Origin of the sequence: Streptomyces sp. cmx-4-9, from assembly GCF_046548835.1 — a bacterium.
Taxonomy (GTDB): Bacteria; Actinomycetota; Actinomycetes; order Streptomycetales; family Streptomycetaceae; genus Streptomyces.
On record NZ_JAEBEE010000005.1, the window covers coordinates 449189 to 465651 of the forward strand.

General features: G+C 73.3%; 12 protein-coding genes. 8 read left to right on the forward strand and 4 right to left on the reverse strand.

The window, feature by feature from the left end:
- Positions 1 to 22 precede the first annotated feature (22 nt).
- Positions 23 to 2179 carry a putative bifunctional diguanylate cyclase/phosphodiesterase gene (locus ACLJTM_RS18175; RefSeq protein WP_411104784.1) on the forward strand — a complete coding sequence of 719 codons (2157 nt, stop codon included), beginning with the start codon at positions 23 to 25 and terminating at the stop codon, positions 2177 to 2179.
- Positions 2180 to 2878: 699 nt separating this feature from the next.
- On the opposite strand, the gene ACLJTM_RS18180 is transcribed toward ACLJTM_RS18175, so the two are convergent.
- Entirely contained in the window at positions 2879 to 3961 is a 1083-nt protein-coding gene (locus ACLJTM_RS18180; protein ID WP_411104654.1) for an FAD-dependent monooxygenase, read from the reverse strand.
- A 105-nt stretch (positions 3962 to 4066) separates the two neighbouring features.
- Between ACLJTM_RS18180 and ACLJTM_RS18185 the strand changes: the two genes are divergently transcribed.
- The gene (locus ACLJTM_RS18185; RefSeq protein WP_411104655.1) at positions 4067 to 4714 is read left to right on the forward strand and encodes a TetR/AcrR family transcriptional regulator; all 648 of its coding nucleotides are present in this window, start codon (positions 4067 to 4069) and stop codon (positions 4712 to 4714) included.
- Positions 4715 to 5101: 387 nt separating this feature from the next.
- Here the strand turns inward: ACLJTM_RS18185 and ACLJTM_RS18190 are convergent, their stop codons facing one another.
- Positions 5102 to 5980: a LysR family transcriptional regulator gene (locus ACLJTM_RS18190; protein WP_411104656.1), complete on the reverse strand. Its 879-nt coding sequence runs from the start codon at positions 5978 to 5980 to the stop codon at positions 5102 to 5104.
- A gap of 94 nt (positions 5981 to 6074) precedes the next feature.
- On the opposite strand from ACLJTM_RS18190, the gene ACLJTM_RS18195 reads away from it, so the two are divergent.
- The 5 genes from ACLJTM_RS18195 (at position 6075) to ACLJTM_RS18215 (ending at position 12233) form a co-directional block, all read left to right on the forward strand.
- A complete protein-coding gene (locus ACLJTM_RS18195) occupies positions 6075 to 6779 on the forward strand; it encodes a succinate dehydrogenase cytochrome b subunit (protein ID WP_411104657.1) in 705 nt (234 codons plus the stop codon).
- A 2-nt stretch (positions 6780 to 6781) separates the two neighbouring features.
- Positions 6782 to 8758: a fumarate reductase/succinate dehydrogenase flavoprotein subunit gene (locus ACLJTM_RS18200; RefSeq protein WP_411104658.1), complete on the forward strand. Its 1977-nt coding sequence runs from the start codon at positions 6782 to 6784 to the stop codon at positions 8756 to 8758.
- Complete coding sequence (locus ACLJTM_RS18205; RefSeq protein ID WP_411104659.1) at positions 8755 to 9501, forward strand: succinate dehydrogenase/fumarate reductase iron-sulfur subunit; 747 nt, start codon at positions 8755 to 8757, stop codon at positions 9499 to 9501. Before ACLJTM_RS18200 ends, ACLJTM_RS18205 begins: the two co-directional genes overlap by 4 nt.
- Positions 9502 to 9671: 170 nt before the next feature.
- Positions 9672 to 11519: a stealth family protein gene (locus tag ACLJTM_RS18210; protein WP_411104660.1), complete on the forward strand. Its 1848-nt coding sequence runs from the start codon at positions 9672 to 9674 to the stop codon at positions 11517 to 11519.
- A 63-nt stretch (positions 11520 to 11582) separates the two neighbouring features.
- The gene (locus ACLJTM_RS18215) at positions 11583 to 12233 is read left to right on the forward strand and encodes a hypothetical protein (protein ID WP_411104661.1); all 651 of its coding nucleotides are present in this window, start codon (positions 11583 to 11585) and stop codon (positions 12231 to 12233) included.
- Here ACLJTM_RS18215 and ACLJTM_RS18220 read toward each other — a convergent pair.
- Together ACLJTM_RS18220 and ACLJTM_RS18225 are read right to left on the reverse strand one after the other, a co-directional pair.
- A complete protein-coding gene (locus tag ACLJTM_RS18220) occupies positions 12166 to 14727 on the reverse strand; it encodes an ABC transporter (protein ID WP_411104662.1) in 2562 nt (853 codons plus the stop codon). The genes ACLJTM_RS18215 and ACLJTM_RS18220 overlap by 68 nt on opposite strands.
- Before the next feature lie 10 nt (positions 14728 to 14737).
- Entirely contained in the window at positions 14738 to 15769 is a 1032-nt protein-coding gene (locus ACLJTM_RS18225) for an LLM class flavin-dependent oxidoreductase (RefSeq protein WP_411104663.1), read from the reverse strand.
- 28 nt (positions 15770 to 15797) lie between these two features.
- On the opposite strand from ACLJTM_RS18225, the gene ACLJTM_RS18230 reads away from it, so the two are divergent.
- Entirely contained in the window at positions 15798 to 16292 is a 495-nt protein-coding gene (locus ACLJTM_RS18230; protein ID WP_411104664.1) for a hypothetical protein, read from the forward strand.
- The last annotated feature ends 171 nt before the right edge of the window (positions 16293 to 16463 follow it).

The window sequence follows — 16463 nt, forward strand, 5'->3', positions numbered from 1 at the left end:
GCAGTCGGAACCCGCGGCCGCCCTGCAGGGCGGCCTCGAGGACCGGATCGCGCGCTTCGCCACGATCTGGGGGCGGGCGATCTTCCCCGTCACGGCGACCTCGCTGACCCGCGTCGAGTTCGAACGGCACCTCGTCCCGCTGACCCGCACCCTCACCGAGGCCCTGCACGCGCGGCGCTTCGACGCGGGCGTCGCCCAGCGGGTCGGTGCGGAACTGGTCGCCGTGCACTGCACCGACCCGGAGGCGCTGGCCGGCACCCTCGGCGTCATCGAGTCGTACCTGGTGCTCTACTGCGGCTCCCCGAGCCCCGACTGCCCCGGCTCGGAAGGCACCGAGGAGTACCGCTCCCGCTGCGCCCGGCTCCAGCACGGGATCGCGGCCGGCTTCGCCCGCGCCCTGCGCGAGCGCACCCTGCGGGAGCAGGAGGCGATCGCCCGCTCGGCGCTCACCGCGCGGATCGACGCCCAGCAGGCACTGCACGCCAGCGAGGAACGCTTCCGCGCCGTCTTCGAGGGGGCTGCCGTCGGCATCGGCATCGCCGACCTCGACGGCAACGTCCTGGAGGCCAACGACGCGCTGCTCCAGATGTTCGGCGGCCTGGAGGGACACGTCCGCAGTCGCAACGTCAGCGAATGGGGTCACCCCGACGACACCCCCCACGTCTGGCGGATGTACGGCGAACTGGTCCGCGGCGAGCGCGACAGCTACCGCGTGGAGAAGCCCTACTACCGGCACGACGGCACGGTGCTCTGGACCAACCTGACGGTCTCGCTGCTGCGCGACGCCGACGGCAAGCCGCAGTACCAGCTGGCCCTGATGGAGGACACCACCGAGCGCCGGCTGCTCAACCTGCGCCTGCGCTACGAGGCCACCCACGACGCGCTGACCGGGCTGCCCAACCGGACGCTGTTCTTCGAGCGGCTGGAGAAGGCCCTGAGCGGAACGTCGGACGACAGCCGCTTCGGGCTCTGCTACCTGGACCTCGACGGATTCAAGGCCGTCAACGACAGCCTCGGCCACTCCGCGGGCGACCGGCTGCTCGTGGAGGTCGCCGACCGCCTCCAGAGCTGCGCGACCGGACCCGGCGAGGTGGTGGCCCGGCTGGGCGGCGACGAGTTCGTGGCCCTGACCACCGGCTCCGACACCGAGGAGAAGGTGACCGACCTCGCCGTGCGGATCCTCTCCGCCCTCTCCACGCCCATCCGGCTGGAGGGCCGCGAGCTGACGGTGCGCGGCAGCATCGGCATCGTGGAGGGCCGGGCCAGGGAGCGCACCCCGGCCGAGGTCCTGCGCAGCGCGGACATCACGATGTACCGGGCGAAAGCGGCCGGCGGCAACCGCTTCGAATTCGCGGACGCCGAGGCCGACGCCCGCGCCATCACCCGGCACGGCCTGACCAACGCCCTGCCCGCGGCTCTGGAACGCGGCGAGTTCTTCATCGAGTACCAGCCGCTGGTCCACATGCACGACGGCAGCGTGCACGGCGCCGAGGCGCTGGTGCGCTGGTCGCACCCGCAGTACGGGGTACTCGGCCCGGACCGCTTCATCCCGCTCGCCGAGCGCACCGGCCTGATCGTCCCGCTCGGTCGCTGGGTCCTGGAGGAGTCGGTCCGCCAGGCCCGCAACTGGCAGCGTCAGCACGGCGGAGCCTCCCTGCGCATCAACGTGAACCTCTCCCCGACCCAGCTGCACCACCCCGGTCTGGTCGCCGACACCGTGGCCGTCCTGGAGAAGTCCGGCCTGGCGCCCGGCGCGCTGTGCCTGGAGGTCACCGAGTCGGCCCTGATAGGTGCCGACGACGAACTCCTCGAACCCCTGCGCCGCCTCGCCGCCCTCGGCGTGGACATCGCCCTCGACGATTTCGGTACCGGCTACTCGAACCTGGCCAACCTGCGCCGCCTCCCGGTCAGCGTTCTGAAACTGGACCGCTCCTTCACCCAGGGCATGCAGCAGCAGCCCGCCAACCCGGTCGACGTCAAGATCGTGGAAGGCATCGTCGCGCTGGCGCACAGCCTGGAACTCGCGGTCACGGTCGAGGGCGTCGAGACCGGTGTCCAGGCCGCCCAACTGCGAGCCCTCGGCTGCGACACCGCGCAGGGCTGGTACTACGCCCGCCCCGGAGCCCCCGACCGCATCCACACCCTCTCGCTCTCGGACGCCATTCCCACCGCCTCCTGACCCCGCCCCGTCCCGCGGCCCCGACGGCCTGGGCGGCCACCGTGCCGAAGCAGTCTCCGCCGGGGCCCGGGGCCCGGGGCCCGGTGCCCGAGGCCGGAGGCCCGGGGACGGAGGCTCGGGGACCGCGCCCCGGGGCCCAGGAACCGAGACCTGGGGACCGGGGGACGGAGGACCGGAGGACGGAGGACCGGGGACGGAGGTCGGGGACCGAGGCTCGACCTGGGGACCGGGGCCCGGTGACCGAGGCCCGAGACCTGGGGCCCGGGGACCGGTGCGGGGGTCCGGCCCGAGGCCGGGGTGGGGGCTGAGGCTGCGGCGGGGTTGGGGCTGAGCCTGGGGCGGGACTGACCCTGCGGTGGTGCCGGCGCCGACGCCGGGGCCGAGGCTGATGGGTGTCCGGGTGCGACGGCCTGCGTGCTCACGCCCTGGCCGCGGGCCAGGATGGGTGCCGAGAGCCGAGAGCCGAGAGCCGAGAGCCGAGAGCCGAGAGCGGGGAGAGCCCCCTGCCCAGTGCCACGTTCCCGTGGCGTGGCCGGCCAGCCGCCCAGAGCAACCTCCCCATACCTGCGTCGGGTTGTCGGGCATGTCCCGTGTGGCCCGGGGGAGTGGCCGGGTGAGCAGGTCGGACAGGGCGTCCCTGGCAGGGACGCGCGACCTGGACAAGGGCGCCCGGAGGACGCCGGAGTGCCGACGCCGGGGTCAGTCCGCCGCAGGCCGGTCGAGGCCTGCCTCTGTTCCTCTGCCCGGCTCGCGAACTGCCGCCAGGACCCGCTCCATCCGTTCGGCCGTGTCTTCCAGCAGCGCGGCAGCCACCGGCAGGCGCTCGGATTCGTAGGTGTCGAGGAAGCGGTCACCGGCAGGACCGCCGAGTGCGGCGGCCAAGGCCCGGCCGAGGGCGACCGCGTCCCGTATGCCGGTGTTCATGCCGAGCCCGCCGGCTATGGGATGCACATGCGCCGCATCCCCGGCGAGGAGGACCCGGCCTTCGCGCAGGCGTGATGCCATCCGTACGTTGGACCGCCAGGCCGAGAGCCAGGTTGCTTGACCCAGCCGTATGCCCGGCACCCGGGCGTGCCGGTCGAACAGGCGCTGGAAGCTTTCCAGCGAGGGGGGCAGTGGCTCGCCCTGCTCGTCCAGCTCTCGGGAAGCCTGGAACTGGAAGATCTCCGTCCCGGGTATCGGGCACATCAGCACGCCCCCTCCGTCCGAGCTGAACCACTGGTGCCAGAACTCCCGGCTCAGCCCGGGCGCCGTCACGTCTCCCAGCGCCATGACCTCTTCCTCGGCTGTACTCCCCCCGAAGGGGATCCCCAAGAGTTCGCGGACCGTGCTGTGTCCGCCGTCGCAGCCGGCCAGATATCTGCCACGGACGACCGCTCCGTCCGCGAGGTGGGCACTCAGTCCGGACCCGTTCTGGTCGATCCCGGTGAGCCGGGCTCCGTACTCGACGTTCACCCCCCACTCCGACAGCCGCTCCCGCAGCACCTCTTCGACCCGCCACTGTCCGATGAGCAGGCCTCCGACCACCTCGGTGTCTCTGACGTGGGCGCCGTCGAAGTATTTGCGGAGAGTGATCACCCCGCTGCCGGTGGCGGCCATCCGCTCGGCGATCCCCAGCGGCTCCAGGACCTGAAGGCTGGCCGCATCAAGGCCCTTGCCGCGGGATTCGCGGTGCGGTGCGCGGCGCTGCTCGATGACCCGCACGGCCGCGCCGCGTCGGGCGAGGTCGCAGGCCAAGGTGAGTCCGGTGGGGCCGGAGCCGGCGATCACTACGTCGGTCATCGGAGGTCCTCTCGTCGTCGTTGTCCCAAGGAAAGCGGATCCGGGCAGAAAAAGCAACCCGGTAAAAAAAGTTACTCGGTCATGAATCCGTGCTACGGTCTGTCCATGGAGAACACGACGGGTCTGCGCGAGAACAAGAAGCTCCGTACGCGTCGCCAGCTGGCGGCCACGGCGCTGGAACTCTTCCTGGAACGGGGCTTCGATGCGGTGTCGGTGGCCGATGTGGCCGCCGCGGCGGAGGTGTCCAAACCGACCCTGTTCCGGTACTTCCCCAGCAAGGAGGATCTGGTCCTGGACCGGTTCTCGGACCACCAGGACGAGGTCGCCCGCATCGTGCGCGACCGTCCGGCGGAGCAGGGTCCGGTGCGGGCCGTGCATGCGCACTTCCGTGCGGCCCTCGCCGAGCGGGACCCGATCACCGGCCTGTGCGACCACCCCAATGTGCTTGCATTCCAGGAGCTGCTCTACTCCACAGCGAGCCTGCAGGCGCGGATTTCCCACTACACCGCCCGCGAGGTCGAACTGCTGGCCGCCGTCCTGGAGTCCGAGTCCGCATCTCCTCTGGCTGCCCGGCTATCTGCCTTGCACCTGGTGACTGTCCGCCATGAACTCGGCCGGGAGAACTGGCGCCGAATCGCCGCCGGCCAGAGCGCCGATGAGGTCCACCCCGCAGCCGTGGCTGACGCCGACATGGCCTTCGGAATGCTGGCCCAAGGCCTCGAACCGGAGCGGCCGCCGATACCCAGCGCCTGACGGCGACCACCCGCACCGGGCCGCCCGGGCCCCGGGCACGGCCACGGCGGCGCTCCATTCGAAGCCGCCTTCCAGCCCAGCCAGCCCACGAGCCCCGGCCCCGCCCCGGCCTCCGCGCACCAGCGTGACTGCACCCAGCCGTCCCGCCCCAGCCTCCGCGCACACACCCTGAGCGCACCCGGCCGCCCCCCCGCCCCGCCGCCGCCAACCCCCGCCTGCGGCCGGGACCCCGCCCCGCGGCCACCCACCCCGCCTCCGGCCGGGACCCCGCCCCGCGGCCGCCCGCCCCACCTCCGCCCGGGCAGCCCGCCTCCGGCCGGGACCCCACCCCAGCCCCGCGGCCACCAACCCCACCTCCGGCCGGGAACCCACCCACGGCCGGCCCTGTCAGGCCAGCAGGATGCGCTTCAGTTCGCGAGCTGCGCGTGGGGGTGCGACGTCCGTGCGGTGGGCCAAGGCGATCGTGCGGCGAAGGGGGGAGCCGGCGAGCGGGGTGGCCCGCAGGCCCGGGCTGGCGTGGTCCACCACCATGGCCGGGACGACGGCCACGCCGAGGCCGGCTCGTACGAAGCCCAGGACCGCGTCCATCTCCCCACCCTCCACGGTGAACACCGGCTCGAAGCCCTCCGCACGGCAGGCCGTCACGGTCAGCTCCCGCAGGTCGTAACCGTGGCGGAACATCACCATCGGCTCCGTGCGGAGCCCCGACACGGTCAGTTCCCCACCGCCGCCCGGCGGCGGGAGTTCCGCCGAGGACACCACCACCAGGTCCTCCGTCAACAGCTCCACCGTGGTCAGTGCCGGGGCCGAGGGCGGCAGCGGCATCGCGATCACGGCCAGGTCCAAGGCGCCCCGCGCCAGTTCCCGCACCAGGTCGAGGGATCCGCTCTCCTCGATCAGCAGCTCGATCCCCGGGTGCGCGGTGTGGAAGGCGCGGAGTACGGCCGGCAGTAGTCCTGTGCACACGCTCGGGGTGGCGCCCAGCCGCACCCGGCCGCGGCGCAGCTGCGCCAGCTCCTGCACCTCCAGCCGGGCCGTGTCCGCGTCGGCGAGGATTCGCCGCGCCAGCGGCAGGAGTGTCTCACCGGCATCGGTGAGGGTGATGTTGCCGCGGGCCCGGCTGAAGAGTTCCGCCCCCAGCTCCCGTTCCAGTGCCTTGATCTGCTGGGAGAGCGAGGGCTGGGCCACGTGCACGCGTTCCGCGGCCCGGGTGAAGTGCCGGGTCTCGGCAACCGCCACGAAGTAGAGGAGCTGTTGGAACTGCATCACCCCAGGATAGAGAGTCGATAGGAGACAGCTATGGATATCAGCCTCATCATGTCTTGGACCTTTCGGGACGTTGGTCCTTACCGTCGAAGGCATGGCTCTGGCAACGCGGACGGGTCGACGGCCGTCCACCACGCGCACACTCTGGGACTCCACCGTCGGCAAGAAGTCCGTGATGGCCGTGTCCGGCCTGATCATGCTGGGCTACCTGGTGGTCCACATGCTCGGCAACCTCAAGATCTTCTTCGGGGCGGACGAGTTCAACGGCTACGCCCACTGGCTGCGCACCCTTGGCTCGCCCTTCCTGCACCACGAGTGGGCCCTGTGGATCGTGCGCGTGGTCCTGCTCGCAGCCGTCGTCGGGCACGGGGTCTGCGCCTACCAGCTGAGCCGCCGCGATATCGCGGCCCGCCCGGTGAAGTACGTCCACAAGCGCCGCGGGGCCAGCTACGCCACGCGCACCATGCGCTGGGGCGGCATCATCCTCGCCCTGTTCATCGTCTGGCACCTGCTCGACCTCACCACGCTCACGGTCAACGAGCGTGCCTGGGCGGGCCACCCGTACGAGAACGTCCTGGCCACCTTCTCCACCTGGTACGGGAACACGATCTACATCGTGGCGATGGCCGCCGTCGGCCTGCACGTCCGGCACGGCTTCTGGAGCGCCGCCCAGACCCTCGGCGCAGGCAGCGCCCGGCGCGAGCGGACCCTGAAGTTCCTGGCCAACGCCGTGGCACTCGTCCTCTTCGCGGGGTTCGTGTCCGTCCCCGTAGCCGTCATGACCGGAGTCGTGAACTGACCATGAGCGCCCCCACCCACCGCCCGCGGTACGCGGACTACACCACCGGCGACCCCCTCGCCGACACCAAAGCCCCCGAGGGCCCCATCGCGGACCGCTGGGACCGCCGCCGCTTCGAGGCCAAACTCGTCAACCCCGCCAACCGCCGCAAGCACACCGTCATCGTTGTCGGCACCGGGCTCGCCGGCGGCGCGGCGGGCGCCACTCTCGCGGAACAGGGCTACCACGTGGTCCAGTTCTGCTTCTCCGATTCCCCGCGCCGCGCCCACTCCATCGCCGCCCAGGGCGGCATCAACGCCGCCAAGAACTACCGCAACGACGGCGACTCGGTGCACCGGCTGTTCTACGACACGGTCAAGGGCGGCGACTTCCGCGCCCGCGAGTCCAACGTCCACCGCCTCGCCCAGATCTCCGTGGAGATCATCGACCAGTGCGTGGCCCAGGGAGTCCCCTTCGCCCGCGAGTACGGCGGTCTCCTCGACACCCGCTCCTTCGGCGGCGTCCAGGTCTCCCGCACCTTCTACGCCCGCGGCCAGACGGGCCAGCAGCTGCTGCTCGGCGCCTACCAGGCGCTGTCCCGCCAGATCGCCGCCGGCGCCGTCGAGATGCACGCGCGCACCGAGATGCTCGACCTGATCGTCGTCGACGGCGCAGCCCGCGGCATCGTGGCCCGCGACCTGGTCACCGGCGAGATCTCCACCCATTACGCGGACGCCGTGGTCCTGGCCAGCGGCGGCTACGGCAACGTCTTCTACCTCTCGACCAACGCCATGAACTCCAACGCGACGGCCGTCTGGCGGGCCCACCGGCGCGGCGCGTACTTCGCCAACCCCTGCTTCACCCAGATCCACCCCACCTGCATCCCGCGGACCGGCGAGCACCAGTCCAAGCTCACGCTGATGAGCGAGTCCCTGCGCAACGACGGCCGCATCTGGGTCCCCAAAGCCCACGGCGACACCCGGGCCGCCGCGGGCATCCCCGAGGAGGAACGCGACTACTACCTGGAGCGGATCTACCCCTCCTTCGGCAATCTCGTCCCCCGCGACATCGCCTCCCGCGCCGCGAAGAACGTCTGCGACGAGGGGCGCGGCGTCGGCCCCGGCGGCCAGGGCGTCTACCTGGACTTCGCCGACGCCATCCGCCGGATGGGCCGGGACAAGGTCGCCGAGAAGTACGGCAACCTCTTCGAGATGTACGAGCGGATCACCGCGGAGAACCCGTACGAGGTCCCCATGCGGATCTATCCCGCCGTGCACTACACGATGGGCGGCCTGTGGGTCGACTACGACCTGCAGACCACCGTCCCGGGCCTCTTCGCCGTCGGCGAGGCCAACTTCTCAGACCACGGAGCCAACCGGCTCGGGGCCTCCGCGCTGATGCAGGGCCTCGCGGACGGCTACTTCGTCCTCCCCTCCACCATCAACGACTACCTCGCCCGCCGTCCCGCCGAGACCGCCGCCGAAGCGGTCGACGACACCCACCCGGAGTCCCTGGCGGCCCTACGGGAGACCCGGGAACGGCTCGGACGGCTCCTCGCCGTCGACGGCGACCGCACCCCGGACTCCTTCCACCGCGAAATCGGGGAACTCATGTGGGAGCACTGCGGAATGGCCCGCACCGAGGAAGGTCTGCGCAAGGCCCTCGACCGGATCCCCGAAATCCGGGAGGAGTTCTGGCGGCGCGTCAAGGTCCCTGGCAGCGGAGAGGAGTTCAACCAGTCCCTGGAGAAGGCCAACCGCATCGTCGACTACCTGGAACTGGCCGAGCTGATGTGCCTCGACGCGCTCCACCGCACCGAGTCCTGCGGCGGCCACTTCCGCGAGGAGTCCCAGACCCCGGACGGCGAGGCCGAACGGCGCGACGAAAGCTTCTCGTACGTCGCCGCCTGGGAGTTCTCCGGTCCGGGCGCCGCCCCCGTCCTGCACAAGGAAGACCTCGTCTTCGAGTACGTCCACCCCACTCAGCGGAGCTACGCATGAAGCTCACCCTGCGCGTCTGGCGCCAGAGGAACCCCGGCGCCCCCGGCGCCATGGCCTCCTACGAGGTCGACGGCATCTCGGCGGACATGTCCTTCCTGGAGATGCTCGACACCCTCAACGAGGACCTCATCCTGCGCGGTGAGGACCCGGTCGCCTTCGACCACGACTGCCGCGAGGGCATCTGCGGGGCCTGCAGCCTCGTCATCAACGGCGACGCCCACGGCCCCGAGCGGACCACCACCTGCCAGCTGCACATGCGGTCCTTCGCCGACGGCGACACCATCGACGTCGAGCCCTGGCGGGCCGCCGCCTTCCCGGTGGTCAAGGACCTCGTCGTCGACCGGACCGCCTTCGACCGGATCATCCAGGCCGGCGGCTACATCAGCGCCCCCACCGGTTCCGCCCCGGAGGCCCACGCGACCGCGGTGCCCAAGGCCGATGCCGACCACGCCTTCGAGCACGCCGAGTGCATCGGCTGCGGAGCCTGTGTCGCGGCCTGTCCGAACGGTTCGGCGATGCTCTTCACCTCCGCCAAGGTCAACCACCTCAACGTCCTCCCGCAGGGTTCGCCCGAGCGTGAGACGCGGGTGCTGGACATGGTGGCCCGGATGGACGAGGAGGGCTTCGGCGGCTGCACGCTGACCGGGGAGTGCGCCACGGCCTGCCCGAAGGGCATCCCACTGCCCTCCATCACCGCCATGAACAAGGAATGGCTGCGTGCGGTCCGCAAGGGGCCCCGGTGACGGCCCCGGTAACGAGAGCCCCGGTAACGAGAGTGAGAGTCGGATGAGAAACGGACGAAGGTCCTAGGTCCCGGTCACCGGGCGTTCACCACCGCTTATGCTGGCGTTGGCCAAGGGGGCTGCCGGGCACGGCAGAGGCCTGGCGTGTCCACGAACCCCGAGGTGTGCAGATGAGTGTCATCCGACGGTGCCTGAACTGGTCGGGACTGCGACGTGTCGCCCGGGTGCTGAACCCTGAGGGCCGCATCCCCCGCCAGCCCGCGCCCGCCCAACGGGAGCGGACAGCCCCCGCCGACCGGACTGCCGCACCCCGGCCGCCCGGCCGCGAGGACGAGCTCCTGGCCGCCCTGGCCCCCGCCGAGGGCGTCGTACGCTACCGGGGCCGGCTGGCCGTCGTACGGGACGACCTGCTGCCCGCCGACCTGCGCGCTGCGAACCTGCGGGCGGCCGCCGAAGCCCTGGAGTCCGCGGACATCGCCTACGGCCTGGTGCCCGACGGCGGGCTCCTCCACCGCGTGGCCGTCCCGCCGGGCTCTCGGGACGCGGCCCTGCGGGCATGCGCCGCAGCCTTCGCAGCCCGGCCCGTCTACGCCGACCTGCTCGGCGACGGCGGAGTGCTCGCGACGGTCCTCGCCGAATCCCTCCCCGCAGCCGTGGACCGCGCCGAGCGGCCCCCGGCAAGGGCGGCGGACGGCGGCGCCACGGACGCCGCGGGCGCTGCGGACCCGGCCGAGGGGGAGCCGGCAGCACCCGAGGTCAAGGGCGTCCGGCTGTACCAGCAGGTGGTGACCTCCGGCCGCACCCTCCACCTCGGCTCCGACCACGGCTGCGACCTCGAATTCTGGAGCGCCCCGGAAACCGGTACCGGAGGCGTCGCCTCGCTCCGGCAGACGCCCTTCGGCTGGTGGGTGCCCTCCCTGGCGGCCACCGCGACCCGACGCGTCGGCGACCGCGACTACCCCGTCCTGGAAGCCCTCGCCCGGCGCTTCCCCGACGACATCGACTTCCCCATCGACGCCGTCGTCACCTGGGTCGACGCCTCCGATCCGCGCTGGCGCCGCCGCCGCGAGCAGGCCCTGGCCGCTGCCGGCCCCGCGACCGCGCAGGCCCCCGGCGCGGAGTCCGGCGCCGACGAGGCCGTCGACAGCGGCGAGCACCGCTACCGCGACCGCGGCGAGCTGCGCTACTGCCTGCGCTCCATCGCCGCCTACGCCCCCTGGATCCGGCACGTCTTCCTGGTGACCGACGACCAGGTGCCCGCCTGGCTGGCCTCCGAGCACCCCGGCCTCACGGTCGTCGCCCACCGGGACCTGTTCGCCGAACCCGCAGTCCTGCCCGTCTTCAACTCGCACGCCATCGAAACGCAGCTGCACCGCATCCCCGGGCTCGCCGAGCACTTCGTGTACTTCAACGACGACATCTTCCTCGGCCGGCCCCAGCAGCCGCAGAACTACTTCATCCCCTCCGGCCTTCCCAAGGTGTTCCACGACGACCGGGCCGTCCCGCCGTCCCACCCGGACAGCGCGGACGACGTCTTCACCGCCTCCCAGCGCGCCACGCGCCGGGCCGTCGAAGCCGCCGCCGGGCGGACGTACCCGCGCATCCTCGCCCACACGCCCTACCCGCTCAGCCGCTCCCTGTTCGACCGGGTCGAGGACCGCCTGCCCGGCGGCCTCACCGCCACCAGCCGGTCCGTGTTCCGCAGCGCCACCGACATCGCCCCCGTCACCCTCGCCGCGCACCTGGCCCTCGCCGAGGGGCGGGCCGTCGAAGGGGAGCTGACCGCCGCCTACGTCTCCACGGGCCGGGCCGACCACATCGACCGGCTCGGCGACATGGTCCACGAGCGCGCCTGCGACGCCTTCTGCCTCGCCGACGACGAGGGCACCGACCTCTCCCCGCAGGCTCAGCAGCACGCGGTCGCCGCCTTCCTGGAGGCCTACTTCCCGCTTCCCTCCCCGTTCGAGAAGCCGCCCGCGGCGGACGGCGACAGAGCGGCTCCTGCGCCGATCGGCTGACCGTGGCGACCCGGTCCGCGCCGCGGACCGGCCGGCCCGCGGCCATGGGCCACAGTGGGCCGCATGCCACAAGCCCCCGCCGGTTCCGGTCCGCGCCGCAGAGCCGTGCTGGCCGCCGCCCTCGCCCCCTTCGCCGCCTCCGCTTGCGGCGCGCAGGAGGAGCCGGCAGGCCCGGCCCCCGGCGGGCCGGGACAGCCGAAGGACGCCGTGGTCATGATCATCCGGCATGCGGAGAAGCCGTACGCCGGCGCCCTGGGCGAGGACCCCGAGGGCAACGAGGACCCGGGTTTCCTCGCCGGCCGCGGCTGGCGCCGCGCCGAGGAGCTGCCGCGCCTGTTCCGGCCCGCCCGCGCCGCCGCACTGCCCCGTCCGGCCGTGGTCTTCGCGGCCGGCGGCCCGGCGGGCGCCCCGCAGCGCTGCCGGCAGACCGTGACGGCCCTGGCGCAGGCCTTGAAGACCCCCGTGCGCGCCGAGTTCGCCGTCGGCGCCGAACCGGCCCTGGCGCGCGCCGCGCTGGCCGCCACCACCCCTGTGCTGATCTGCTGGGAGCACACCGGCATCCCCCGCCTCGTCCGGGCCCTCGGTGCCCACGAGGTGCTCGGGGTGCCCACGTCCTGGCCCGACCGCCACGACCTCGTCTGGACGTTCACCCGCCACCAGGGGCAGTGGAGCTTCCGTGAGCTTGCGCAGCACCTGCTGCCCGGGGACGCATAGGCGGCGCACCGGCCAGCGCCCGCGCCAGGTAGCCCGCCGTGTGGCCCAGGCCGGCCGCCGCCACCTCGGCAGGGGTGCCCGCCGCCACGATCCGGCCGCCCTGCGCCCCGCCGCCCGGCCCCAGGTCGACGACCCAGTCCGCCTCCGCCACCACCGCCATGTCGTGCTCCACGACCACCACCGAGTGCCCGGCGTCCACCAGCCCGTGCAACTGCCCGAGCAGGACCCGTACGTCGGCGGGGTGCAGTCCGGTCGTCGGCTCGTCCAGCAGGTACAGCGTGTGGTCCCGGCGCAGCCGCTGGAGTTCGGTGGCCAGCTTGATCCGCTGCGCCTCGCCACCCGACAGCTCCGTCGCGGGCTGTCCGAGCCGCAGGTAGCCCAGGCCGATCCCGTCCAGTGCGGCCAGGGTGCGCGCCGCGGCCGGGACCCCCGCGAAGAAGGAGGCTGCTGACTCCACCGTCAGGTCCAGTACCTGGGCGATGTCCAGCCCCTCGTACCGGACCTCCAAGGTCTGCGCGTTGTAGCGGGCCCCGGCGCACTCCGGGCAGGGCGCGTACGTGCTCGGCAGGAAGAGCAGCTCCACCGACACGAACCCCTCGCCCTGGCAGGTCTCGCAGCGGCCGCCCGGCACGTTGAAGGAGAACCGGCCCGCCTTCCAGCCGCGCGCCCTGGCCTCCGGCGCGGCCGTGAAGAGCCTGCGCACCACGTCGAACAGTCCCGTGTAGGTGGCCAGGTTGGACCGGGGGGTCCGGCCGATCGGCTTCTGGTCGACCTCCACCAGCCGCCGTACGGGGAACCCGGGCTCGGCGAGCCGCTCCGCGACCTCCCGGGCCAGCGCCTGGCCCACCAGCGTGGACTTTCCCGAGCCGGACACCCCGGTGACCGCCGTGAACACCCCGAGCGGGAACTCGGCCGACACGTCCCGCAGGTTGTGCCGGTCGACGCCCTCCAGCCGCACCGCACCCGTGGGCGTGCGCGCCGGCCGGGCCGGGGCCGCCTCCGGCCCGGCGAACAGGTGGCGCGCCGTCGCCGACCGCGCCACGTCCGCCAGTCCCTGCGGCGGCCCGCTGTACAGCACCTCGCCGCCGTGCTCACCGGCCAGCGGTCCGACGTCCACCAGCCAGTCCGCGTGCCGCACCACGTCCAGGTGGTGCTCCACGACGAACACCGTGTTCCCGGCGGCCTTGAGCCGGTCCAGTACGCCGAGCAGGGCCTCGGTGTCGGCGGGGTGCAGCCCCGCCGACGGCTCGTCCAGGACGTACACCACCCCGAAGAGCCCCGACTTCAGCTGCGTCGCCAGGCGCAGCCGCTGCAGCTCGCCCGCCGACAGGGAGGGCGCCGTCCGATCCAGGCTCAGGTAGCCGAGTCCCAGCTCCACGACGGGGGCGATCCGGGACCGCAGGTCCTGCGCAAGCACCCGCGCGGCCTCGCCGCCCGTGTGCGCCGAGGCGAGCACGGCGTCCAGCTCGGTCAGCGCGAGGCCTGCCAGCTCCGCGATCGTCCGGCCGTCGACGGTCACGGCCAGGGCCTCGGGCCGCAGCCGGCGCCCCTCGCACACCGGGCAGGGGGAGTCGGTGAGGAACCGCTCGGCGCGGGCCCGCAGGGTGGCGCTTTTGCTGTCGGCAAAGGTCCGCATCACATAGCGGTGCGCGCTCATGTACGTGCCCTGGTAGGGGCGTTGAATCCGGTCCGCCTCCCGCACCGGGTGCACCGTGACCACCGGCTGCTCCTCGGTGAACAGGATCCACTCGCGGTCCTGCGGGGGCAGCTCCCGCCAGGGCCGGTCCACGTCGTGACCGAGCGCCGCCAGGATGTCCCGCAGGTTCTTACCCTGCCAGGCACCCGGCCAGGCCGCGATCGCGCCCTGGCGGATCGACAACCCCGGATCCGGCACCAGGAGGTGTTCGTCGGTCCGGTGGATCCGGCCCAGGCCCTGGCAGGAAGGGCAGGCGCCGGCGGCGGTGTTGGGGGAGAAGGCATCCGAGTCGAGCCGTTCGGCGCCCGCGGGGTAGCGGCCCGCCCGGGAGTACAGCATCCGCAGGGAGTTGGACAGCAGCGTCACCGTGCCGACCGAGGACCGCGATCCGGGAGAGGAGCGGCGCTGCTCCAGGGAGACGGCGGGCGGCAGCCCGGTGACGGAGTCCACCTTCGGGGCGCCGACCTGGTGAATGAGCCGCCGCGCATACGGGGCCACCGACTCGAAGTACCGGCGCTGGGCCTCGGCGTAGAGCGTGCCGAAGGCGAGCGAGCTCTTGCCGGATCCGGAGACCCCCGTGAACACCGTCAGTGCGTCGCGCGGGATGTCCACGTCGGCGCCGCGCAGATTGTGCTCGCGGGCGCCCCGGACGCGCACGTACGGATCGTGGGCGTGGCCGGCGGGGTCGTGGCCGGCGGGGTCGTGGCCCCGGGGATCGCGGTCGCTGCAGCCGTGGACGGAGGCTCCGTGGGGTGCGTGCGAGCCGGAGGCGGCGTGAGGATCGGCGGGCGGATGCATTCGCCCCACTTTAGGGTGTGGTGGCGCGGGGAAGCCCGGCGAGGCGGGCCAGCCGCGTGAAGGAGTCCAGCAGCGCCGTCCGGTCGTACGTGGACGTGGTGACGAGCAGCTCGTCCGCGCCGGTCAGCGCCGCCACCTCGGACAGTTGCGCCGCGACCTGCTCCTCGGTGCCGTGGACGTGCCCGGTGAGGGCGGCCTCGTACAGCTCCCGCTCCTTCGCCGTCATCGGCAGGGCCTCGACCCCCTCGGCGGGCCGCAGCGGCGGGAAGCTGCCCCGGACGCGGGACTGGGCGAGGGCCCAGGCCTCCGGGACCAGGATGCGCCGGGCCTCCTGCTCCGTGGCCGCGACCGCCACGGTCCCGGAGACCACGACGTACGGCTCCGGCGCCAGCGCCGAGGGGCGGAACTCCCTGCGGTACGCGGCGACGGCCGCGCCGAGCCGGTCCCGGGTCCGCAGGTCGCCCACCACCAGGGGCAGGCCGGCCCGGGCGGCGATCCCGGCGCCCTCCCCCGTGGCCAGCACGTACACGGGCGTCCGCAGCCCCTCGGCGGGGTGGGCGTGGACCTGGGGATGAGCCTGCTGGGTGCCGTCGAGCCAGCCCAGGAGCTCGGCCAGCTGCTCCTCGAAGCGGTCCGCGTCACCGAGGTCGCGGCCGAGCGCACGGCGGATCCCGTCGGTGAAGCCGACCGAGCGGCCGACCCCCATGTCGATCCGGCCGGGGAAAAGGGATTCCAGCACACCGAACTGCTCGGCGACCACCATCGGCCGGTGGTTGGGGAGCATCACCCCGCCGGTGCCGACCCGGATCCGCCGGGTCGCGGCGGCGACGGCCGCCGCCAGCACCGTCGGCGCGGATCCCGCCACCCCGGGCACGCTGTGGTGCTCCGAGACCCAGAACCGGCGGTAGCCGAGTTCCTCGGCGGCGCGGGCCAGGTCCACGGTGTCGCGCAGCGCCCGGGAGGCCGGGTGGCCCTCGCGGACGCGGGACCGGTCGAGGAGGGAGAGGGTGCGGATCACACCGGTGTCAACGCAGGACGGCACCGGAGATTCCCGGCCTACGCTGGGCCCCATGAGCGAGAGCAACCACCGTCGTCCGCTGGCCGTGTTCGACCTGGACAACACCCTGGCCGACACCGCGCACCGCCAGCACTTCCTGGAGCGCCGCCCACGGGACTGGACGGGCTTCTTCGCCGCCGCCCCGGCGGACCCGCCGCTGGCCCGCGGAGTGGCGCTGGCCGTGCAGAGCGCGGCCGACTGCGAGGTGGTGTACCTGACCGGACGTCCGGAGCGCTGCCGGGCGGACACGGAGGAGTGGCTGGTCCGCCACGGGCTGCCCGAGGGGCGGGTGTGGATGCGCGGCAACCAGGACCGGCGTCCGGCGCGCACCACGAAGCTGGAGGTGCTGGGGCGGATCGCCCGCGGCCGTGAGGTGCGCATGCTGGTCGACGACGACGAGCTGGTGTGCCAGGCCGCCCGTGCGGCGGGCTACACCGTGGTGCAGGCGGCGTGGGCGCAGGAGGCCCCGGAGCTGAAGGACGCCCAGGAGGGCGAGGGTCGGACCTGAGCCCGCCGGCCGGGGCGCCGCGCCCGGCCCGGGACGGCCCCGGACGGGCCGGTACGGGCTGGGGGCCGGTATGGGCCGGTACGGGCCGGGCCGGGCGCCGCGCCGCAGCGCGGCCTCGGGCGGGGGCCCGGGCCGGTGCTGGTGCCGGTGCGCGGTGCCGGCTCGCGGTGC